Here is a 20,302-nt window from a genome sequence, read left to right as displayed (position 1 = left end):
AGATTTTCACCCATGGCCAGACCCAAGATTGCCCTGATAGGCGCCGGTCAAATCGGCGGGACACTTGCCCACCTCGCAGCTTTGAAAGAGCTGGGCGACGTTGTCCTGTTTGACATTGCGGAAGGCACACCCGAGGGCAAAGCCCTCGACATCGCGGAGTCTGGTCCATCGGAAGGCTTCGATGCCAAATTGAAAGGCACGCAGTCCTATGCTGACATCGCCGGTGCAGATGTTTGCATCGTGACGGCTGGTGTTCCTCGCAAACCGGGCATGAGCCGCGATGATCTTTTAGGCATTAACCTCAAGGTTATGAAATCAGTTGGTGAAGGCATTGCCGCCAACGCGCCCGACGCCTTTGTCATCTGCATCACCAATCCGCTTGATGCGATGGTTTGGGCGTTGCAGAAGTTCTCAGGCCTACCCGCCAACAAAGTCTGCGGCATGGCCGGTGTTCTGGATAGCGCCCGCTTTCGCCATTTCCTTGCTGACGAGTTCGATGTGTCGATGAAAGACGTTACAGCCTTTGTGCTGGGCGGCCACGGTGACACGATGGTGCCTTCGGTGCGCTATTCGACGGTTGCAGGCATCCCCCTACCCGACCTAGTCAAGATGGGTTGGACCACGCAAGAAAAACTGGACGCCATCGTGCAACGCACCCGTGATGGCGGTGCCGAGATTGTCGGCCTGCTGAAAACCGGTTCCGCTTTCTATGCACCTGCAACCGCGGGCATCGAAATGGCCGAAGCCTACCTGAAAGACCAAAAACGCGTGCTGCCCTGTGCAGCCCATTGCGACGGTGATTTCGGCCTGAAAGGCATGTATGTGGGCGTGCCCACGGTGATTGGCGCTGGTGGGATCGAGCGGATCGTGAACATCAAGCTTAACAAGGAAGAGCAAGAGATGTTCGACATCTCGGTCAAAGCCGTTCAAGGCCTGATGGAAGCCTGCAAGGGCATCGACGACAGCCTCGCGTAAATTTGCCGCGGCGATGAATTTAAGGGCCGGATGCCGTCGCATCCGGCCCTTTTTATGTTTATATGGTTCACATGTCCCAATCGCGTCCCATCGAACGAAAGCTGACCACCATTCTGGCGGCGGACGCGGCCAATTACTCTGGTAGGATGAGTCTGGACGAGGAAGGTACTGTGCGTGCACTCCGTGCAACGCGCGACGTCATAGATCGGTCCGTCGCTGAGTGTGGAGGACGCATTGCCAACACCTCTGGCGATGGACTGATCGCCGATTTTCCGTCTGTCATCGGAGCAGTCAGATGCGCAGTAGAAGTGCAACGCACCTTGAACGCGCGGACCGATCTACTGCCATTTCGGCTGGGCATTCACCTGGGCGACGTCATCATTGAAGGTACAGATCTTTTGGGAGATGGCGTGAACCTGGCCGCACGCTTGCAAGAGATGGCTGACGTGGGCGGTATTCTGATCTCGCAACATGTTTTCGATCACGCGCACGGCAAATTGCAAAAGGTCGAATTGCGCCCACTTGGTCCTGCGACGCCGCGACACCTAGCGGAAGAAGTTGCTGTCTACGCGGTCGTCGCAGACGGGGTGACTGCGCCACGGCACCTCGACAACCTCGGTCCGAAGGTCATGGGCGCGAAGGCGTTTGCGCCAGCTTCGGATGATGCGGCACAAGATGACGAGACAGGAACCCATACAAAGTTCAAGAAGGACCGAAACCGCATTCTCGGGGCAATCGGTGGACTTGTGATCTTGGACTTTGCAACCGGTTTGCCATTTCTAGTCACAGCTATTCCCGAGGCTGCACTGTTGTATATCCTCTATAACAAGTGGCGCACCTATCGAAACAGTCAGGCCGACGTTGCAACGCCCTAGGCTTCGATCAGATTACGCAACCACGGGTATCGGCGGACAACATCCGCGTCGAACTCAGAGGGGCTGAGATCGGGTGCCTCTGCGCCAATCGTCGAGGCCGGGTCAAACGGAACTTTGCAAAGCAAGCCATGTCGTTGCAGCCGTGCCTGCCGATCCTCGGTCAATGCAAAAAGCATATGGTGGGCGGCCACGCCGTCAGTCACCGTTTCACTCCGCTCCAGCATCCAGTCGACCTGGGCCTGTCTGTGCGCCTGCGGGATGGTGTTGCGCGCATTGGGTGGAGTACGTAAATGCCGCAGTATTTTCAGAATGCCGTGTAGCGGTGTGATCCCGTCGAAGTGCAGCAGCCGAGCCGTTCGAGATATCTGCTTTGGCGCCCGATTCCATTTCTCCCGCCCAGGCACGGTTGCATTGTGCACGCCAAGCCTTAACCCCCCGCCAACGCGTATGCCGCTTTTGCCAGCACCATGCGAATACTGTCCGCGTTTCATAAATCCTGTGAAAAGCCCGAAGGCGTCGCGCGCTGCCTCCTCCTTGAGGTCGGACGTTACACGGAACAGACCATCGAAAAGATTTGCCTGACCCGCTTTGGGAAAAATGCGCTCAAGGACAGGAATGTTTAGCTCAACCTCCGGGTTCTGGTGCGCCTCCAGCTCGCCCGCGAAATCGCCGTCCTGCCAGATAAATTCATCCGCATCGACGTGAAACAACCAGTCAAGCGCGCACCTGTTATGCGCCACATTCGCGTTGATCGTCTGTCGACGCATCTGCATATGCGGGCGACCGTGGTTGGGCCTGCGCTTGCGCCAATACATCTGGTCGCACACCTGAACATTGCAGCCAGGAACAGCCTGCACCACGTTAACTGCAGGGTCATGCGGGTCATCGAAAAAGACAAAAACCGCGGATGCACCGGTATGCAGATGCCAAAGGACGTTCGTGAGAACCAGGGCCGCCGGTTCCTTGACCGTCATCACCACGCCCCACCGCACACCGTTTTCCGCAGGTTTTATCAGGTTTTGCGGACCCAATCGTCTGATTCCCTCTCCGTTTCATTTTTGTGATCACACGATTTATTGCAGTGATCACAAATGTTGGATTTTAGCGCACAAATCCGCCGCTGCGACATATTTTCCGTTTACGCGCCGTTCAGTGTTGGTCGTATAGGCCCAACGTTGACGTATCTATACGGGATCAAACCGCCATGAACATCCATGAATACCAGGCCAAAGCCCTTCTGCGCAGCTACGGGGCTCCGGTTTCGGACGGCCGCGTCGTTCTCAGAGCTGAGGAAGCGAAAACGGCAGCGGGCGCACTGGACGGGCCCATGTGGGTGGTCAAGGCGCAAATCCATGCCGGTGGACGCGGCAAAGGTAAATTCAAAGAGGCCGACGCAGGCGACAAAGGCGGTGTGCGTCTGACCAATTCGGTCGAGGAAGCCGCCGAAGAAGCCAAGAAGATGCTGGGCCGGACACTGGTGACACACCAAACCGGACCCGCCGGTAAACAGGTCAACCGCATCTATATAGAAGACGGTTCCGGCATCGAAACAGAGATGTATCTTGCCTTGCTTGTCGACCGTGTCACCAGCCGCGTATCATTTGTCTGTTCAACCGAAGGCGGAATGGACATCGAGGAGGTCGCGGCAGAGACCCCAGAGAAAATCCTGAGTTTCAGCGTTGATCCGGCCACCGGCTACCAAGCCTACCATGGCCGTCGCGTCGCCTTCATGCTGGGCCTCGAAGGCAAGCAGATCAAGCAGTGCGTTGGCCTGATGGGGCTGCTGTACAAAGCCTTCGTCGAGAAGGACATGGAGATGCTCGAAATCAACCCGCTGATAGTGACTGACAGTGGTGATTTGAAGGTACTCGACGCAAAGGTATCCTTTGATGGGAATGCCATCTATCGCCACGCTGACGTGAACGAGCTGCGTGACGAAACCGAGGAAGACCCAAAAGAACTGGCCGCTTCCAAATACGACCTGAATTACATCGCGCTCGATGGTGAGATCGGCTGCATGGTGAATGGCGCGGGCCTTGCCATGGCGACCATGGACATTATCAAGCTGTACGGCGCCGAGCCAGCCAACTTCCTTGATGTGGGCGGCGGCGCAACCAAGGAGAAGGTGACTGAAGCCTTCAAGATCATTACATCCGACCCGAACGTCAAAGGCATTCTGGTCAACATCTTTGGTGGCATCATGCGTTGTGATGTGATCGCCGAAGGTGTTGTTGCCGCGGTGAAAGAAGTCGGCCTGCAAGTGCCTCTGGTAGTTCGCCTCGAAGGCACGAACGTTCAACAGGGCAAGGACATCATCAACAATTCCGGTCTGGACGTGATTGCAGCCGACGACCTGAAGGATGGTGCCCAAAAGATCGTGAAAGCGGTCAAGGGCTGATCTGGTACTGAGGAACGGGTACGGTGTTGAGACGAAATTCAGTCCGGTTTGCGACATGTGTGTTCGCCGTACTGTGGTCCGGCAGCACCCTTGCCCAGCCTTCGGAGGCGGAGATGATCAAGGTGTTCAACGACATCTGCATCTCCGGTTTCCCGGCACATACCCAGATCGAACAACGCTTGTCTGCAAATGGCTTTGTAAAGAAAGAACGTGGTATATGGGATCACCCAAACTACGGCGCATTGGCTCCCAACCGGAGCGGCAACAGAGAGATCAAGTCGTGTTCCTTGGTGTCACGTGACGACTTGAAATCCATCGGAGTGGCCGACCAGCTTCAGCGCAGCATCGGGCAGTTGGGTATTGCAGTCACGACGGCTGAGCGCCATGGCGTTCGGCTGTCTGTTGATTTTGTCCAATCTGGACGCAAAGGGCGTGTGACGGTTGATCCGGCGCGTGGCGGGCGGGCGGTTCTTGCTGTCTTTCCCTTGGAGGAAAAATGATGCGCAAAACCTTGCTGTTGCTATCAACTTTGACCCTAGTAGCCGCTTGCAGCAGTGAACGGCGTCCTGACATTCCGGTGCAGTCCGCTATGCCCCCAGTTGGATTGGCCTCGACCGCAGTATGGCTCGAGCAACGTCAGGGCAATGCGCCGCGCGTGCCGTCAGAACGCGACATAGCCACCTCGGAAATCCGGTCCGTTGTGTCCGGCCGCAGCACTGCTGCCGCAACGCCCGTCGCACAGCCGGCAATCCCCGATCGCGCAGAACCGAGTGGAACCATCGCATTGGCTGCACAGGCCTTTACCGATACCTGTGTCGCATCTTTGCCGGACATGACAGGCGTTGAACAACGCTTCGATCAGGTCAGCCGACGCGATTTCGGGGTCGTGCCCAATGAAGCTGGGCGAAACTACTTTCTATCCGGCCAGCGACGAGGCGACATTTTCATGAGCGTCGCCCTTGGCGCCGGACGCTCCAATATCTTCCAATGCAGTATTTCCGTGCGTCGTCAGGACCAAGCCCAAATGGCGCAAACGCTGGTCAATACCGTGACAGATGCGGGCTACGCATTGACGCGCGTGGCAGCTACCGGAGATGCACAACAGGAATGGACCATTTCCGGCGCTCCGGAAGGAACAAGACTGAAAATGGTGACCCGCACGAATGTCCTGGGTCAGAAACTCACCGGAGTGTGGATTGTATGGCGCTAGGCGCACGTCATATCCTTGGCGCTTTGTGTCTGTGCGGTTTGGCCTTGCCAGCGGCCGCCGGGATGCATCCTGCGATTGATGCGTTTGTGTCCTACTGCTTCAAGGCTGGCCAAACAGTTGCGCGCGCACAAATCAATATGGAACGCGTCGCTGGGGCCCCCTTACCCTTCGAGCTGGTATTCTGGGATAAATCCCTTGAACCCGCGCCGGGAACACCTGATCACGCGGAACGCCGATGCGAAGTGCGTTTTCACGGCGATCACGCGCAGGCAGCGATGTCCGCGGTTCAGGCCAAGATGGCTACGCCACCGATCTTTGGCGTCGCTATTCCCCTGCCTCAGCCTTATGGGCCCGAGCCTGGGACCGTTTACATTCAAGCCCGCGAACTGCTGCTTGAACGTGTGGCCGTCGTCCATATCGGCACACAAGACAACCAAACCTTTATCGCGGTGGATAGGCTTCCTGCAGGTATGGGGCTACCCGAATGACGGACCTGCGCCCCTACCCCAGCTACGCCACGCCAGAGGCGACCCCGTGGGCAGATTACTCTCCGACCCCATGGGTTGTTGCGCGCTGTGTTAGCTGTCATCTAACCTATCTGCGCAATCCCTTGGACTATGTTGCGCTGAAGGAGGATTTCGCCTGGGAAAATACCCATGCCGAGAATCAACAGACGAACAAAGGTTCGACTGAGCTCAGTCCCGCGATCCGTTCAATGCGCAAAAAGCAGAAGCTTGTTCACAAGCTGAAACATGAATGCACGAACACCTGGTTTAACAATGACCAAGTCTTGGATGTTGGTTGCGGCAAACTGGTGAACGTGCCCGAGCCGATGCCCCCTATGGCATCGAACTCAGCAAATCCCTGGATGCCTATGCTGACGATTGGATGCGTGCGCGCGGCGGGTACTGCGTACATGGCGCCGGTGCCAAGGCGATCTGGGATTTCGCACTCGACATGTTCGATAGGGTCATCATGCACAGCCACCTTGAACACGAGGTGGATCTGATGGGCGTTCTAAAAGGTGTTTGGCGTGTGTTGAAACCGGGCGCCCCAGCCTATGTTCGCGTGCCGAACTTTGGGTCGGTCAACCGCCGTGTCACTGGCGGGAAATGGTGCGGCTTCCGCTACCCCGATCACGTCACCTACTTCACGCTTGATACGCTGCGCGATGCTGCAGCGCGTGTCGGCTTCACCGTCGAATTGGTCAACCGTGTTGGCCTGCCCATCGACGACAACATCAAGGCACTGTTGCGCAAGGGGTCCGCCCCCGCATGACACGCCCCGCACATATCATGGATACCCCCGAAGGAGACGCCCAAAATGGCCGTATTGATTGACGAAAACACCAAGGTGATCTGCCAAGGTCTGACCGGGTCGCAAGGCACGTTCCATACCGAGCAGGCCATCGCCTACGGCACCAAAATGGTAGGTGGTGTGACACCCGGCAAAGGCGGCCAGACGCATCTGGACTTGCCCGTTTTCAATTCGGTTCACGAGGCGATGGAAAAGACCGAAGCAAACGCCTCAGTCATCTACGTCCCTCCACCCTTCGCCGCCGACTCGATCCTCGAAGCCATCGACGCCGAGATGCCCCTGATCGTCTGCATCACCGAAGGCATTCCGGTGCTGGACATGATGAAAGTGCAGCGCGCTTTGGAAGGGTCAGCCAGCCGCTTGATCGGCCCCAACTGCCCTGGTGTCATCACGCCTGATGCGTGCAAGATCGGCATCATGCCCGGTCACATTCACAAGCGCGGGAGCGTGGGTGTCGTCAGCCGGTCGGGTACGCTTACGTATGAGGCTGTGAAACAGACAACGGATATGGGTCTGGGCCAATCTTCGGCCGTGGGCATCGGTGGCGACCCCATCAAGGGGACCGAGCATATCGACGTGCTCGAGATGTTCCTGGCAGATGACGAGACCGAAAGCATCATCATGATTGGTGAGATCGGTGGCTCGGCAGAAGAAGACGCCGCCCAATTCCTCGCCGACGAGAAGAAAAAAGGCCGCTGGAAGCCAACCGCTGGCTTCATCGCAGGCCGCACCGCCCCTCCGGGCCGCCGCATGGGTCACGCAGGCGCGATTGTCGCCGGTGGCAAAGGCGGCGCCGAAGACAAGATCGAAGCGATGCGGTCCGCGGGCATCGTGGTGGCCGACAGCCCGGCGACGCTGGGTGAAGCGGTGATGGAAGCAATCAAGGGATGAGGCTTTCGCCCCACATAACGCTGTCACGTGCAGCGCTGACCATGTGGATCAGCGCATTGATTTTGGTGCCCGGGCTCGCATCGGCGCTAAGCATGGGTCAGTTGACAGGCGAAGTGTGGGGCAGCGGCAACCGGAATCTCGTGGTGATACTGCATGGCGATGGTGGGCCAGGACGGTACGACAGCTATGCAGACACATTGGCTCAAAGTACCCGTGATACCACTGTCGTGACCCTTAATCGGCCAGCCTACCAATACAACGGTCAGAGCAGTCCCGGGCAGAACCCGTCGAAAGATCACTATACCGAGACGAACAATGCGCTGATTGCGCAGTCACTTGCCGCGATGAAGGCATCGCTTGGAACGCGCAACCTGATTGTCATGGGACATTCAGGCGGCGCAGCCCACACCGGTATCATCATTGGGGCCTATCCTGGTATTATAGATGTTGCGATCCTCACGGCCTGCCCCTGCAATGTTCCGCTTTGGCGCATGCACAGGAGCGGCAAAAATACCTGGAAACAGAGCCAGTCACCACATGATTTTGCAAATCGTTTGCCACACTCCACCAAGACATATGCGCTCACCAACATGAATGACGAAAACACGCTGCCACTTTTTGCTCAGCAATATGTGGGAATTGCAAAGACGTCGGGTGCGGATATCGAACTCATCACCCCTGAAGGCGGCAACCACAAGTGGACCGCATACAAAGTCAATGTGGACAAACTGATCCGCAAACACCTTCGTTAAGCCTGAACGATCGGAGCATCACAATGACCGACCAATCCCCCAACGACCAGTTCCATGCCTCATCCTTCATGCAGGGGCATAATGCGGAATATCTTGAACAGATGTACGCCCGTTATGCCAACGACCCTGCAGCCGTTGATGAAAGCTGGCAGGCGTTCTTCAAGGCGATGGGCGATGACGAGGTCAGCGTCAAACGCGAGGCAGAGGGACCGTCTTGGGCGCGCACGGATTGGCCCCCGCAACCCGGTGACGATCTGACCGCAGCTCTCACTGGCGAATGGGCGCCCGAACCGGAAGTGAAAGGCGCAGGCGACAAGATCAAAGCGAAGGCCGCCGAAAAAGGCGTTGAGGTCTCCAACGACCAGATCAAGCGCGCCGTACTGGACAGTATCCGCGCACTGATGATCATCCGCGCCTACCGCATCCGGGGGCACCTTGTGGCCGATCTGGACCCGCTGGGCATGCGCGATCAAACCCCGCACCCGGAACTGGACCCCAAGTCCTACGGCTTCTCCGAGGCCGACATGGACCGCCCGATCTTTATCGACAACGTACTGGGCCTGCAGGTCGCTACGATGCGCGAAATCGTAGCGATCGTGAAACGCACCTATTGCGGCACCTTTGCCCTGCAATACATGCACATCTCGGACCCCGAGGAAGCCAGCTGGCTCAAGGAGCGGATCGAAGGCTTCGGCAAGGAAATTCAGTTCACCCGCGAGGGGCGCAAGGCCATTCTGAACAAGATGGTCGAGGCCGAAGGCTTCGAGAAGTTTCTGCACGTCAAATACATGGGCACCAAACGCTTTGGCCTTGATGGCGGCGAAAGCCTGATCCCCGCGATGGAACAGATCATCAAGCGCGGTGGAGCGCTGGGAGTGAAGGACATCGTGATCGGCATGCCCCACCGGGGGCGCCTGTCCGTTCTCGCGAACGTGATGGCCAAACCCTACAAGGCAATCTTTAACGAGTTTCAGGGCGGCAGCTTCAAACCCGAGGATGTCGATGGCTCGGGTGATGTAAAATACCATCTCGGCGCCTCGTCCGACCGCGAGTTCGACGGTAACACGGTGCACCTCTCACTCACCGCGAACCCCTCTCACCTCGAAGCCGTGAACCCTGTGGTTCTGGGCAAAGCACGCGCCAAACAAGACCAGAACAATGACCACGAACGCACAAGCGTTATGCCGATCTTGCTACACGGCGATGCGGCCTTTGCAGGTCAGGGCGTCGTGGCTGAATGCTTCGCCCTGTCCGGCCTACGCGGACATAAGACAGGCGGCACCATGCATATCGTGGTGAACAACCAGATCGGCTTTACCACTGCGCCGCACTTCTCACGCTCGTCCCCCTATCCCACCGACAACGCGCTGGTGGTTGAGGCACCGATCTTCCACGTGAACGGCGACGATCCCGAGGCCGTGGTGCACGCCGCCAAGGTTGCCACCGAGTTCCGCCAGAAGTTCCGCAAGGATGTGGTGATCGACATCTTCTGCTACCGCCGCTTTGGTCACAACGAGGGCGACGAGCCCATGTTTACCAACCCGGTGATGTACAAACGGATCAAGAAGCACAAAACGACCCTCACACTTTATACCGAGCGTCTGGTCCGTGACGGCCTGATCCCCGAGGGCGAGATCGAGGATATGAAAGCGGCCTTCCAGGCACGCATGAATGACGAATTCGAAGCGGGCAAAGATTACAAACCGAACAAGGCTGATTGGCTGGACGGGAAGTGGTCGCACCTCGACAAGAACAAGGACGACTACCAGCGTGGCAAGACAGCCACCGCGCCGGAAACACTGGCCGATGTGGGCAAAGCGCTGACATCCACGCCGGACGGCTTCCCGATGCACAAGACCGTCGGTCGTCTGATCGAAGCCAAGAGAAAGATGTTCGATAGCGGCGAAGGGTTTGACTGGGCCACGGGTGAGGCGCTGGCCTTCGGCTCGCTTCTGACCGAAGGGTTCCCCGTACGCCTTGCCGGTCAGGATTCAACCCGCGGCACGTTCAGTCAACGGCACTCGGGCTATGTGAACCAAGAGACCGAAGAACGGTACTACCCTCTCAACCAGATTCGGGCGGGTCAGGCGCAATATGAAGTCATCGACTCGATGTTGTCGGAATACGCGGTGCTGGGCTTTGAATACGGCTACTCGATGGCTGAACCGAATGCCCTGACGCTGTGGGAAGCCCAGTTTGGCGATTTTGCCAACGGTGCGCAGATCATGTTCGATCAGTTCATAAGCTCGGGCGAGAGCAAGTGGTTGCGCATGTCAGGCCTGACCGTTCTGCTGCCACACGGGTTCGAAGGGCAAGGGCCAGAACACTCCTCTGCCCGCCTTGAACGCTTCCTGCAGATGTGCGGTCAGGACAACTGGATCATCGCCAACTGCACGACACCAGCCAACTACTTCCATATCCTGCGCCGACAGATCCACCGCGACTTCCGCAAGCCGCTGATCCTGATGACGCCAAAATCCCTGCTGCGTCACAAGCTGGCCATCAGCAAGGCCGAGGAGTTCACAACCGGCTCGTCCTTCCACCGCGTCCTGTGGGACGACGCTGAGCACGGGAACTCCGACACCAAACTGGCCAAGGACGACAAGATCAAGCGCGTCGTTATGTGTTCGGGAAAGGTCTATTACGACCTGCTCGAAGAACGTGACGCCCGCGGCATCGACGACATCTATCTGATGCGGATTGAACAGTTCTATCCGTTCCCGGCGATCTCTCTGGTCAAGGAACTGGAGCGGTTCAAAGGAGCCGAAATGGTCTGGTGCCAGGAAGAGCCCAAGAACCAGGGCGCCTGGACATTCATCGAGCCCAACATCGAATGGGTCCTGACCCGCATCAAGGCCAAGCATCAGCGCCCCGTCTACGTAGGCCGCGCCACATCTGCCAGCCCTGCCACAGGTCTGGCCAGCCAGCACAAAGCCCAACAAGCCGCGCTCGTCAACGAAGCGCTGACCATCGAAGGATAAGACAATGACCACCGAAGTCCGCGTGCCCACACTGGGCGAAAGTGTCACCGAAGCCACCGTCGCCACATGGTTCAAGAAACCCGGCGACAGTGTCGCGGTGGACGAGATGCTGTGCGAGTTGGAAACCGACAAGGTTACGGTAGAGGTGCCCAGCCCAGTCGCCGGAACTCTTGCCGATATCGTGGCCGCCGAAGGCGAAACAGTTGGCGTTGACGCCCTGCTGGCCAACATTGCCGAAGGGGCCGGTGCGGCCGCTGCCCCATCCGGTGACGGACCGAAAGAGCATCACGAAGAGCAGCGTGACGCCGCGCCCAAAGCTGCGGCCGGCGGTGAAACTGTCGACGTGATGGTGCCGACCTTGGGCGAAAGCGTAACGGAGGCAACCGTCAGCACATGGTTCAAAGCTGTTGGTGACAGCGTCGCGCAAGACGAAATGCTCTGCGAGTTGGAAACCGACAAGGTCAGCGTCGAAGTCCCCGCGCCCGCTGCGGGTGTCCTTGCTGAAATCACGGCGCCCGAAGGGACCACCGTTGATGCATCCGCCAAGCTGGCGGTGATCTCCTCTTCCGGCGCTGCCGCTGCGCCTGCCGCAGCAGCCCCCGAGGCCGCTTCGGCTGCTGTCCCCGCGGGGACAGGGCGTTCGGATGTTGAAAATGCGCCGTCGGCCCAGAAAGCGATGGCCGAGGCCGGGATCAGTGCCGATCAGGTCACCGGCACGGGCCGTGATGGCCGTGTGATGAAAGAGGATGTGGCCAAGGCCGTCGCAGCGGCAGCCACCGCGCCCGCACCGGCGGCCCCTGTCGCAGCCCCCCGCGCACCTGTCGCCGCGGACGATGCGGCTCGCGAGGAGCGGGTGAAGATGACCCGCCTGCGCCAAACCATCGCAAAGCGTCTCAAGGACAGCCAGAACACTGCCGCCATGCTCACCACCTACAACGAGGTGGACATGACCGAGGTGATGGCCCTGCGGAACGAATACAAAGACCTGTTTCTCAAGAAACATGGCGTCAAGCTGGGCTTCATGTCATTCTTCACCAAGGCGTGTTGTCATGCTCTGAAAGAAGTGCCCGAAGTGAATGCCGAGATCGATGGCACAGACATCGTCTACAAGAACTTCGTACACATGGGCATTGCCGCGGGCACGCCCACGGGCCTCGTGGTGCCAGTGATCCGAGACGCGGACGCCATGTCGTTCCACGCCATCGAGCAGGCCATCGCGGAAAAAGGCGCCCGCGCGCGCGACGGCAAGCTGAGCATGGCCGAAATGCAGGGCGGCACGTTCACTATCTCGAATGGCGGCGTCTACGGCTCGCTCATGTCCTCGCCCATCCTGAACCCGCCGCAGTCAGGTATTCTTGGCATGCATAAAATCCAAGATCGCCCCATGGCGATTGGCGGTCAGGTTGTGATCCGTCCGATGATGTACCTGGCGCTTTCCTACGACCACCGGATCGTGGACGGCAAAGGGGCGGTGACGTTCCTCGTGCGGGTAAAAGAGGCGCTGGAGGATCCGCGACGTCTGTTGATGGATTTGTAAGCATATGGCCTTGCAACTTGCACTTGTGAAAATTCCGGTCGCTGACTTGGCCGCATCTTTGCGGTTCTATGAGACGCTATTGGATTGCAAGGCAAGCTTTGTCGCCGAACAATTCGGGTGGGCGCAATTCGACCATCCGGAACCAGGTCTGGCGCTATATGTATCTGGCGCAGGAGGCGGCCATCGAACGCTCGGCGGATCAGTAGACTTTCATCTTGCGACGGCCGACATTGACGCTCTTCACGATCAAATTGCATCAGTTGCCAGCGTGGCAGCCATCCACGAGAATGCCGATGGATCCCGCAGCCTCGAGGTTGAAGACCCGGATCGAAACATCCTCAAGACAATGGCGACCTCCCAATGACCCCAGAACTCACCTATCTGACCTACGCAGTCATCCTGCTGATCGCTCACGCAATCATTCAGGCCACCTTCTCAGACCTGTCAAAAGGCCTTGGCTGGGCGCTTGGCCCGCAGGACGAGCACCGCGACCAGAACATGATCGCTGGCCGCATCCAGCGCGCTCTCAAGAACTACCTAGAAACACTCCCCGCCTTCATTGCGCTCGCGCTGATACTCAAGGTCACGGATCTTGGCACGGCCACATCGGCCACCGGCGCCGCACTTTGGTTCTGGGCGCGTGTCGCCTATATCCCCGCCTACGCCTCGGGCATCCCCATGGTACGCTCCATCGCATGGTTCGCGTCTCTTGGCGGGCTGGTGCTGATGATCCTGCCGTTGTTGGGGGCCTGACCGGACAGACACGATGACACCGGAACTCACCGCTCTTGCCCTCGCGGCCATGCTTCAAGTGCTGCAATTCGTGCTTATGGCTGTGCCCACGAACATCGAATTGCCGAAGGGCAAGACGCTGTCACCGAGGGACCGCAAGCGTTTGGGCGGTGACATTCAGGATCAGGTGTCTGACAAAACCGCCCGTTTGATCCGAGCATGGGAAAACCACTTCGAAAGCCTCGCGCTGTTTACGATCGCCGTCATCGTTGTGTCGCTCGCAAATGCAAACACGGCCTTTACTGCCACCTGCGCCTGGACCTACCTGACCTCCCGCATCCTATACATACCCGCCTACTATTTCGGCCTGACCCCTTGGCGGTCACTGATCTGGTTCGTAGGCTTTCTCGCCGCGCCCTGCATGTTAATTGCAGCGCTCTTATGATCTTCTTCTGACTGAAAATACCACGGGGGTCCGGGGGCAGCGCCACCGGTCCGACGCCAAAACAAAAGGACCAAACCCATGGCTTCTTACGACGTAATCATCATCGGCTCCGGCCCCGGCGGCTATGTCTGCGCGATCCGCTGCGCACAGCTGGGCTTGAAAACAGCCTGCGTTGAAGGGCGCGAGACGCTGGGCGGCACCTGCCTGAACGTCGGCTGCATCCCGTCCAAAGCACTGCTGCACGCCAGCCACATGCTGCACGAAGCCGAACACAACTTTGCCGCCATGGGTCTCAAGGGTAAAAGCCCGTCGGTCGATTGGAAGCAGATGCTGCAATACAAGGCCGACACCATCGGCCAGAACACCAAGGGTGTCGAATTCCTGTTCAAGAAGAACAAGATCGACTGGCTCAAAGGCTGGGGCAGCATCCCCGAGGCCGGCAAGGTCAAGGTGGGCGACGAGGTTCACGAAGCCAAGAACATCATCATCGCCACCGGGTCCGACGTCGCCACACTGCCGGGTGTCGAGATCGACGAAAAGGTTGTGGTCAGCTCAACCGGCGCGCTGGAGCTGGGCAAGGTGCCCAAGAAGATGGTGGTGATCGGCGCGGGCGTGATCGGGCTGGAGCTCGGCTCGGTCTACAAGCGCCTTGGAGCCGAAGTGCAGGTGATCGAATTCCTGGATGCCGTCACACCCGGCATGGATGTCGAGGTCCAGCGCCAGTTCAAGAAGATCATGACCAAACAAGGCCTGGGCTTCACCATGGGTGCCGCCGTTCAAAAGGTCGACGTCGCCAAGAACAAGGCCAAGGTGCACTACAAACTGCGCAAGGATGACAGCGAACACGAAATGGACGCTGACGTCGTTTTGGTTGCGACGGGCCGCAAACCCTACACCGACGGGCTTGGTCTGGATGCGCTCGGCGTCAAGATGACGGACCGTGGCCAGATTGCAGTGGATGCCCATTGGCAAACCAACATCCCCGGCATCTACGCCATCGGCGACGTGATCGAGGGGCCAATGCTGGCCCACAAGGCGGAGGATGAAGGCATGGCCGCCGCCGATCAGGTGGCGGGAAAGCATGGGCACGTGAATTACGGTGTCATCCCCGGCGTGATATACACCCACCCCGAGGTCGCCAATGTAGGCGCAACCGAAGAGATGCTGAAAGCCGAAGGGCGTAAGTACAAGGCGGGCAAGTTCAGCTTCATGGGCAACGGTCGCGCCAAGGCAAACTTTGCAGCAGACGGGTTCGTCAAAATCCTCGCCGACGCTGAAACCGACCGTATCCTTGGTGCTCATATCATCGGTCCAAGCGCCGGTGACCTGATCCACGAGGTCTGCGTGGCGATGGAATTTGGCGCTTCCGCCGAAGACCTGGCCCTGACCTGCCACGCCCACCCCACCTACTCCGAAGCGGTGCGCGAGGCGGCGCTGGCCTGTGGTCTTGGGGCGATTCACAGCTAAGCTCGGAATTACAAAGACGCATGCAAAAGGGTCGGTTTGTAGATAACCGGCCCTTTTTATTTGAGTCGAGGCCTAGTCATAGGACCGGCTCTTACGTCCAGAGAATTACAGAAAAAGCACAAAACTGGCGACCATCCGCCACCGAACGGAGGCGACCTCGGAGCAAATCCGCTGCATGGCGCGTTCACGCCGATGTAACGGGATGCGTGTTATTCCCTTTTTGGCAAACCGCCCTCTTTGTTAGAGCAGCCCGTCTGGGTTGATTGATTAATGCCAAACGACAAGAGGACATCATCATGGATCGTCGCAGCACTTTGAAACTGATCGGGGGCGGCGCTGCCCTGTTGACACTGGCCGCATGCGCGCAACCACAAGACCCGGACATCGTCGATATCGCGGCAGGCGATCCGAACTTCTCAACGCTCGTTGCTGCTGTGCAGGCCGCAGGGTTGGTTGATACACTTAAAGGCCCCGGCCCCTTCACTGTCTTCGCGCCTACAAATGATGCATTCGCCGCACTGCCCGCAGGCACGGTCGACAACTTGCTCTTGCCGGAAAACAAAGACCAGCTGGTCAATATCCTCACTTACCATGTTGTACCGGGCCAGATCACCGCGGGTGACGTGCTGGGCACGCGCCAGAACGTGACAACCGTCCAAGGCGGCACACTCGATGTGAACGGGATCGTCGGCAAGTTCGGGTCAGGCGTGAAAGTGAATGATGCCAATGTCATTCAGCCAGACATCTTTGCGTCAAACGGTGTGATCCACGCCATCGACGCAGTGCTTCTGCCTTAAATCAGGTCCGAGCAGAGCCGGAAATTGACAGCGTTTCTGGCCCGTTTTCTGTATCAGAAAACGGCTACCACATGGCCCGGGCCGCGCGCTCGGGCCATGCAGCATCATAAGATGCCCCGCCTTCATCCCCTTCGGACACTTCTGCAAGTATCTCGCCCGGGGTCGGCAGGCCCTCGACATCGTTGCGGGCCCACAGTCCAGCGCGAATCACAGCGCGCGCGCATTGGGTGTAAACCTCATCTACGCGGATCACGATGACGGTGGCCGGATGCCGCCCCTTCTGTTCGAACCGCTGCCGCAAACCTTCGTCCGCTGTTAGCCGCGCCTGACCATTCACACGCACAACCGTATTTGAACCAGCCACCATAAACATCAAGGATGCGCGGCCGTCTTCTACGATGTTCCGCAGGCTGTCGAGCCTCTGGTTCCCGCGCCAATCCGGTAGCGCCAGTGTTTTGGGATCAAGCTGAAGCACAACAGGTCCATCATCACCGCGCGGACTGCCGTCAGTGCCGTCCGGGCCGACCGTCGTCAGCACAACAAAGCGTGACGTGGCAATCCACTTGGCGTAGAGCGGGGTCAGATGGTCCGCCACCTTTCGCAACGAGGGTTGTCCTGGGGTGCCGTAGAGCGCTTCAAGCGCCGGAATGTCTTCAATGAACTCCATTGGGCTCAAACCCTCCTTCGCGCATCAGGGCATCTGATCGTTCCTCTACCGTAGCTTCCAGCTGGTCCAGGAACGTATCACGGTCCAAGCCGTTAGGCATCGCTGGCAAAAATTCGACAATGGCAGTCCCCGGTTTGCGCATGATGCCCGTGCGTGGCCAAAAGACACCCACATTGGTGGCCACGGGTACACAAGGCTGCCCCAGTTGTTCGTAAAGTACGGCTGTGCCCACCTTGTAGGGCTTCTTGACCCCAGGGGCGACCCGCGTGCCCTGCGAATAGATGATCAGTTGACCTGGTGTAGCGCGCCCGGCCTCCACATCCCGGACCATTTTGACAATGGCTGCGCCACGCTTTCCGCGATCCACTGGCACACAATCCAGCCGCTTCGCATACAGTCCGATGATCGGCGTCCACAAGATTGACCGTTTCATGATGAACTTTGCCGACGGCAGCGCAGTAAAGATCATCATGATATCAAGGAATGATTGATGCTTGGCCGCAATCAGCACCTCACCCTCCGGCACGTCTCCCCTTACTTCGGCCTTAAGGCCAACCATCCATCGCATCGACCAGAACACGTACCGGCTGTAGGTTTTACAGGCCGAGCGTGCGCCATGCTTGCTGACGATGGCATAGGGGGCCCATAAAAGCCCGATCACCAACATCATCACGTAGATATGGCCGACAAAGACCAATGAGCGAACATATTGAATCATGTGAGGGTCCTCAGGGCACGACTGGCGGCGTACGCCGTCGCAAGCAAGGCGACCGCTGCGCAAACGACTGGCAAAACGATGGGGACCAGCCAACCCAAACCGCTGAACCCAAGCCCGGTCAGAAAACCCGGTGTTTCTCCGCCCGAAGGCATTATCCACACGGCGATCAGCCCGATGAACGTCCCTACCGCTGAACCGACAAGAGCGCGCAATGTAAACCGTCGCACAAACGCATTGGCGATGTAGCTGTCCGTGGCCCCAACAAGGCGAAGAACAGCGATGACCTGTGCATTAGCCGCTAGAGCTGCATTGGCCGCCAACGTCACCATGGCGGCAACGGCACCGATGATCAGCAAAGCAACGGTCCAGCCAAGGAGGCGCATCCGCTGCGCAGCAGACACCAGTGGTTCACGCCAGCGGCCATGATCGTCCAGCACCGCGCCGGGGACCTCTGCTGCCAGGCGCAAGCGCAAGCCGGTGGCATCGAACCCCTGGTCCGTCGCTTCGATCTCGATCAAGCGGGGGATAGGAAGTGTGTCCAACGGCAGATCCTGCCCGAACCAAGGGGCCAGCAAAGCCTGCTGTTCTTCGTCGGTCAGAGCGCGCGCGTTAGCGATACCAGGGGTTGTCGACAGCACTTGCAAAGCTGCGGTTGTCTGGATTGCCCGCTGATCTTCGGGTGCGACGATGCGAATGGTTGCGGTGCGCGCCAGTTCATCGCCCCACCGGTCAGCCAAACGACCCGAGGCCAGTGACAAAGCCAAGGCGAACACAGCCAGAAAGGCCATCGCGCCCGATACGAAAAGGGTCAACTGTGCCGTAAATCCCGTCGGTGGCACCACGCGGTCGGCATGTCGATCACCGGCGGCAAGAGCCCGCAGGGTGTTCCGGTCAAACATCACAGGTCCGCTCCTGCCAGCTGTACGCGTCTGTTCGAGATACGCAGGACGCGTGCTTGCACCTGGGCTTTTGCCGCACGGATCAGGGACAGGTCATGCGTCGCCAGCAGCACGGTTTTACCCATCTTGTTCAGCTCGACCAGCAGGGTCAGCAAACGTTGCGACATATCCCAATCCACATTGCCAGTCGGTTCATCCGCAAGCACTACATCCGGCGACATGATCACCGCCCGGGCCAGCGCTGCACGCTGGCGTTCGCCCCCTGACAGCTCGGGCGGCATGGCATCGGCGCGATGTGTCAGGCCAACCCATGCCATGAGTTCCGTCAAATCTCCGTTCGCCGTGTCCGCCTGCCGTCCCGAGACAGTCAAAGGCAGTGCAGCATTGTCGGAAACACTTAGATGATCAAGGAATTGTACATCCTGATGCACGACACCGACCCTGCGCCGGATCATGGCCACGTCGTCCCGCTCGAGGCTCCTTACATCCCGTTCAAACAACCGAACATGACCGGCCGTCGGCAGGAGCGCACCATAGCAAAGCTTCAGAAGTGTGGTCTTGCCTGCGCCTGACGGGCCGGTCAGGAAGTGAAACGACCCTGGGGCCAACTTGACGGAAATGTCGGACAGCAGCTCGCCCCCGCCATAGCTGTAGGCTACATTTTCCAGCTCGATCACGTGCACCCTCGCCCTCTTGGCACCTGTTGTGCCTTAGCACCATGCCAGTTTCAATCTGTATGCTCTGGCAGCGGTGGTCGCACTTATGTCTTTTCTGAACAATTCCTACAACATATGGTGACACGCAAAACCGAGGCAGGACCGAAAAATGCGGCTGATATGTCCCAATTGCGATGCGCAATACGAGGTTGTCGATGACGTGATCCCCTCTGAGGGGCGCGACGTGCAGTGTTCGAATTGCGGCCAGACCTGGTTTCAGCATCATCCCGACCACGCCCCCGAGGAACCGGAAGAGGCGGACGCGCCTGCAGATCTGGCGCCGCCGGATGATGAACCGGTCGAAGACGAAGAGCGTTCCGAAGCCCCAGAGCCGCAACGGCGTGAGTTGGACCCGTCAGTTGCGGATATCCTGCGCCAGGAAGCAGAGATCGAAGCCCAAGCCAGGGCGACCGAAACAGAAGGCCTTGAAAGTCAACCCGACCTGGGCCTTGACAGCGCCGAAACGGACGCAGATCGCCGTGCCCGCGAAGCGCGCGAGCGGATGGCGCGGATGCGCGGCGAAGAAGCAGTTCCCGAACAAATATCGGAAGCAGCTGCAACAGCAGCGGCCATCGGATCCCGCCGTGACCTTTTGCCCGATATCGAGGAAATCAACTCGACCCTTCGGTCGACCAGTGACCGGCAGACCGCGTCTGGGGTAGATTCAGCAACCGACCCCATCGAGATGGCTCCGCGGAAATCCGGTTTCCGGCGTGGTTTCATGCTGATGATCCTGCTGGCGGTGATCCTCGGCGCGATCTATGTCTTTGCACCGGATATCGCGCGGGCAGTTCCCCAGGCCGACCCATTCCTCAGCGCCTATGTCGCACAGGTGGACAGCGCCCGTGTATGGCTGGATGGGCAGGTTGCAGCGGGGCTGACATGGCTCGACAATCTGACCGCGCCGGCAGAGGAAGGCTAAGCC

General features: G+C 58.7%; 22 protein-coding genes. 17 read left to right on the top strand and 5 right to left on the bottom strand.

The window, feature by feature from the left end:
* Positions 1–12 precede the first annotated feature (12 nt).
* Positions 13–975, top strand: a complete 963-nt coding sequence (gene mdh, locus IE087_RS18625) for a malate dehydrogenase (protein WP_189370895.1) — start codon at positions 13–15, stop codon at positions 973–975.
* Positions 976–1,046: 71 nt separating this feature from the next.
* Complete coding sequence (locus IE087_RS18620; protein ID WP_189370894.1) at positions 1,047–1,850, top strand: adenylate/guanylate cyclase domain-containing protein; 804 nt, start codon at positions 1,047–1,049, stop codon at positions 1,848–1,850.
* Here the strand turns inward: IE087_RS18620 and IE087_RS18615 are convergent.
* Entirely contained in the window at positions 1,847–2,824 is a 978-nt protein-coding gene (locus IE087_RS18615; RefSeq protein WP_189370893.1) for a glycosyltransferase family 2 protein, read from the bottom strand. The two genes, IE087_RS18620 and IE087_RS18615, sit on opposite strands and share 4 nt — an antisense overlap.
* A 230-nt stretch (positions 2,825–3,054) precedes the next feature.
* On the opposite strand from IE087_RS18615, the gene sucC reads away from it, so the two are divergent.
* The 14 genes from sucC (at position 3,055) to IE087_RS18545 (ending at position 16,377) form a co-directional block, all read left to right on the top strand.
* Positions 3,055–4,248 (top strand): ADP-forming succinate--CoA ligase subunit beta, encoded by a 1,194-nt coding sequence (gene sucC, locus IE087_RS18610; RefSeq protein ID WP_189370892.1) that lies wholly within the window; start codon positions 3,055–3,057, stop codon positions 4,246–4,248.
* A 59-nt stretch (positions 4,249–4,307) separates the two neighbouring features.
* Positions 4,308–4,748, top strand: a complete 441-nt coding sequence (locus IE087_RS18605) for a hypothetical protein (RefSeq protein WP_189370891.1) — start codon at positions 4,308–4,310, stop codon at positions 4,746–4,748.
* Positions 4,745–5,458, top strand: coding sequence for a hypothetical protein (locus tag IE087_RS18600; RefSeq protein ID WP_189370890.1), 714 nt, complete (start codon positions 4,745–4,747; stop codon positions 5,456–5,458). The genes IE087_RS18605 and IE087_RS18600 overlap by 4 nt, the downstream gene beginning before the upstream one ends.
* Before the next feature lie 62 nt (positions 5,459–5,520).
* Complete coding sequence (locus tag IE087_RS18595) at positions 5,521–5,946, top strand: hypothetical protein (RefSeq protein ID WP_229801458.1); 426 nt, start codon at positions 5,521–5,523, stop codon at positions 5,944–5,946.
* A 313-nt stretch (positions 5,947–6,259) separates the two neighbouring features.
* Complete coding sequence (locus tag IE087_RS18590) at positions 6,260–6,736, top strand: methyltransferase domain-containing protein (protein ID WP_189370888.1); 477 nt, start codon at positions 6,260–6,262, stop codon at positions 6,734–6,736.
* Positions 6,737–6,781: 45 nt separating this feature from the next.
* The gene (sucD, locus tag IE087_RS18585) at positions 6,782–7,666 is read left to right on the top strand and encodes a succinate--CoA ligase subunit alpha (protein ID WP_189370887.1); all 885 of its coding nucleotides are present in this window, start codon (positions 6,782–6,784) and stop codon (positions 7,664–7,666) included.
* A gap of 92 nt (positions 7,667–7,758) precedes the next feature.
* On the top strand, positions 7,759–8,418 hold the full coding sequence (locus IE087_RS18580) for an alpha/beta hydrolase family protein (protein ID WP_189370886.1): 660 nt from the start codon (positions 7,759–7,761) through the stop codon (positions 8,416–8,418).
* 23 nt (positions 8,419–8,441) lie between these two features.
* Positions 8,442–11,399: a 2-oxoglutarate dehydrogenase E1 component gene (locus IE087_RS18575; protein ID WP_189370885.1), complete on the top strand. Its 2,958-nt coding sequence runs from the start codon at positions 8,442–8,444 to the stop codon at positions 11,397–11,399.
* Positions 11,400–11,403: 4 nt separating this feature from the next.
* Positions 11,404–12,936 (top strand): 2-oxoglutarate dehydrogenase complex dihydrolipoyllysine-residue succinyltransferase, encoded by a 1,533-nt coding sequence (gene odhB, locus IE087_RS18570; protein WP_189370884.1) that lies wholly within the window; start codon positions 11,404–11,406, stop codon positions 12,934–12,936.
* A 4-nt stretch (positions 12,937–12,940) separates the two neighbouring features.
* A complete protein-coding gene (locus tag IE087_RS18565; RefSeq protein ID WP_189370883.1) occupies positions 12,941–13,300 on the top strand; it encodes a VOC family protein in 360 nt (119 codons plus the stop codon).
* Entirely contained in the window at positions 13,297–13,689 is a 393-nt protein-coding gene (locus tag IE087_RS18560; protein ID WP_189370882.1) for an MAPEG family protein, read from the top strand. The genes IE087_RS18565 and IE087_RS18560 overlap by 4 nt, the downstream gene beginning before the upstream one ends.
* Positions 13,690–13,702: 13 nt before the next feature.
* Positions 13,703–14,113, top strand: a complete 411-nt coding sequence (locus IE087_RS18555) for an MAPEG family protein (protein WP_189370881.1) — start codon at positions 13,703–13,705, stop codon at positions 14,111–14,113.
* Positions 14,114–14,191: 78 nt separating this feature from the next.
* The gene (gene lpdA, locus IE087_RS18550; RefSeq protein ID WP_189370880.1) at positions 14,192–15,580 is read left to right on the top strand and encodes a dihydrolipoyl dehydrogenase; all 1,389 of its coding nucleotides are present in this window, start codon (positions 14,192–14,194) and stop codon (positions 15,578–15,580) included.
* 296 nt (positions 15,581–15,876) lie between these two features.
* Positions 15,877–16,377: a fasciclin domain-containing protein gene (locus IE087_RS18545; protein ID WP_189370879.1), complete on the top strand. Its 501-nt coding sequence runs from the start codon at positions 15,877–15,879 to the stop codon at positions 16,375–16,377.
* 64 nt (positions 16,378–16,441) lie between these two features.
* Here IE087_RS18545 and IE087_RS18540 read toward each other — a convergent pair whose 3' ends face one another.
* From IE087_RS18540 to IE087_RS18525, 4 genes are read right to left on the bottom strand one after another with little or no spacing between them, the layout of a single operon-like run.
* Positions 16,442–17,044: a pyridoxamine 5'-phosphate oxidase family protein gene (locus IE087_RS18540; RefSeq protein WP_189370878.1), complete on the bottom strand. Its 603-nt coding sequence runs from the start codon at positions 17,042–17,044 to the stop codon at positions 16,442–16,444.
* A complete protein-coding gene (locus tag IE087_RS18535; protein WP_189370877.1) occupies positions 17,031–17,762 on the bottom strand; it encodes a lysophospholipid acyltransferase family protein in 732 nt (243 codons plus the stop codon). Before IE087_RS18535 ends, IE087_RS18540 begins: the two co-directional genes overlap by 14 nt.
* Positions 17,759–18,661, bottom strand: a complete 903-nt coding sequence (locus IE087_RS18530; protein ID WP_189370876.1) for a cell division protein FtsX — start codon at positions 18,659–18,661, stop codon at positions 17,759–17,761. Before IE087_RS18530 ends, IE087_RS18535 begins: the two co-directional genes overlap by 4 nt.
* On the bottom strand, positions 18,661–19,338 hold the full coding sequence (locus IE087_RS18525; RefSeq protein ID WP_189371094.1) for a cell division ATP-binding protein FtsE: 678 nt from the start codon (positions 19,336–19,338) through the stop codon (positions 18,661–18,663). Before IE087_RS18525 ends, IE087_RS18530 begins: the two co-directional genes overlap by 1 nt.
* A gap of 148 nt (positions 19,339–19,486) precedes the next feature.
* Between IE087_RS18525 and IE087_RS18520 the strand changes: the two genes are divergently transcribed.
* Entirely contained in the window at positions 19,487–20,299 is an 813-nt protein-coding gene (locus IE087_RS18520; protein ID WP_189370875.1) for a zinc-ribbon domain-containing protein, read from the top strand.
* Positions 20,300–20,302 lie beyond the last annotated feature (3 nt).

The organism is Tateyamaria omphalii (assembly GCF_014651375.1).
GTDB classification, from domain to species: domain Bacteria; phylum Pseudomonadota; class Alphaproteobacteria; order Rhodobacterales; family Rhodobacteraceae; genus Tateyamaria; species Tateyamaria omphalii.
Note: the sequence above shows the minus strand (reverse complement) of the source record. Positions and strands in the feature narration are given on the sequence as shown.

Bases quoted from the DNA above. Each gene is read 5' to 3' on its own strand.
- IE087_RS18530 (WP_189370876.1), bottom strand. From the start codon at position 18,661: ATGTTTGACCGGAACACCCTGCGGGCTCTTGCCGCCGGTGATCGACAT.
- odhB (WP_189370884.1), top strand. From the start codon at position 11,404: ATGACCACCGAAGTCCGCGTGCCCACACTGGGCGAAAGTGTCACCGAA.
- IE087_RS18540 (WP_189370878.1), bottom strand. From the start codon at position 17,044: ATGGAGTTCATTGAAGACATTCCGGCGCTTGAAGCGCTCTACGGCACC.
- IE087_RS18545 (WP_189370879.1), top strand. From the start codon at position 15,877: ATGGATCGTCGCAGCACTTTGAAACTGATCGGGGGCGGCGCTGCCCTG.
- IE087_RS18580 (WP_189370886.1), top strand. From the start codon at position 7,759: ATGGGTCAGTTGACAGGCGAAGTGTGGGGCAGCGGCAACCGGAATCTC.
- IE087_RS18520 (WP_189370875.1), top strand. From the start codon at position 19,487: ATGCGGCTGATATGTCCCAATTGCGATGCGCAATACGAGGTTGTCGAT.
- IE087_RS18535 (WP_189370877.1), bottom strand. From the start codon at position 17,762: ATGATTCAATATGTTCGCTCATTGGTCTTTGTCGGCCATATCTACGTG.
- sucC (WP_189370892.1), top strand. From the start codon at position 3,055: ATGAACATCCATGAATACCAGGCCAAAGCCCTTCTGCGCAGCTACGGG.
- IE087_RS18565 (WP_189370883.1), top strand. From the start codon at position 12,941: ATGGCCTTGCAACTTGCACTTGTGAAAATTCCGGTCGCTGACTTGGCC.
- mdh (WP_189370895.1), top strand. From the start codon at position 13: ATGGCCAGACCCAAGATTGCCCTGATAGGCGCCGGTCAAATCGGCGGG.
- IE087_RS18555 (WP_189370881.1), top strand. From the start codon at position 13,703: ATGACACCGGAACTCACCGCTCTTGCCCTCGCGGCCATGCTTCAAGTG.
- IE087_RS18560 (WP_189370882.1), top strand. From the start codon at position 13,297: ATGACCCCAGAACTCACCTATCTGACCTACGCAGTCATCCTGCTGATC.
- IE087_RS18615 (WP_189370893.1), bottom strand. From the start codon at position 2,824: ATGACGGTCAAGGAACCGGCGGCCCTGGTTCTCACGAACGTCCTTTGG.
- IE087_RS18600 (WP_189370890.1), top strand. From the start codon at position 4,745: ATGATGCGCAAAACCTTGCTGTTGCTATCAACTTTGACCCTAGTAGCC.
- IE087_RS18620 (WP_189370894.1), top strand. From the start codon at position 1,047: ATGTCCCAATCGCGTCCCATCGAACGAAAGCTGACCACCATTCTGGCG.
- IE087_RS18595 (WP_229801458.1), top strand. From the start codon at position 5,521: ATGCATCCTGCGATTGATGCGTTTGTGTCCTACTGCTTCAAGGCTGGC.
- sucD (WP_189370887.1), top strand. From the start codon at position 6,782: ATGGCCGTATTGATTGACGAAAACACCAAGGTGATCTGCCAAGGTCTG.
- IE087_RS18575 (WP_189370885.1), top strand. From the start codon at position 8,442: ATGACCGACCAATCCCCCAACGACCAGTTCCATGCCTCATCCTTCATG.
- lpdA (WP_189370880.1), top strand. From the start codon at position 14,192: ATGGCTTCTTACGACGTAATCATCATCGGCTCCGGCCCCGGCGGCTAT.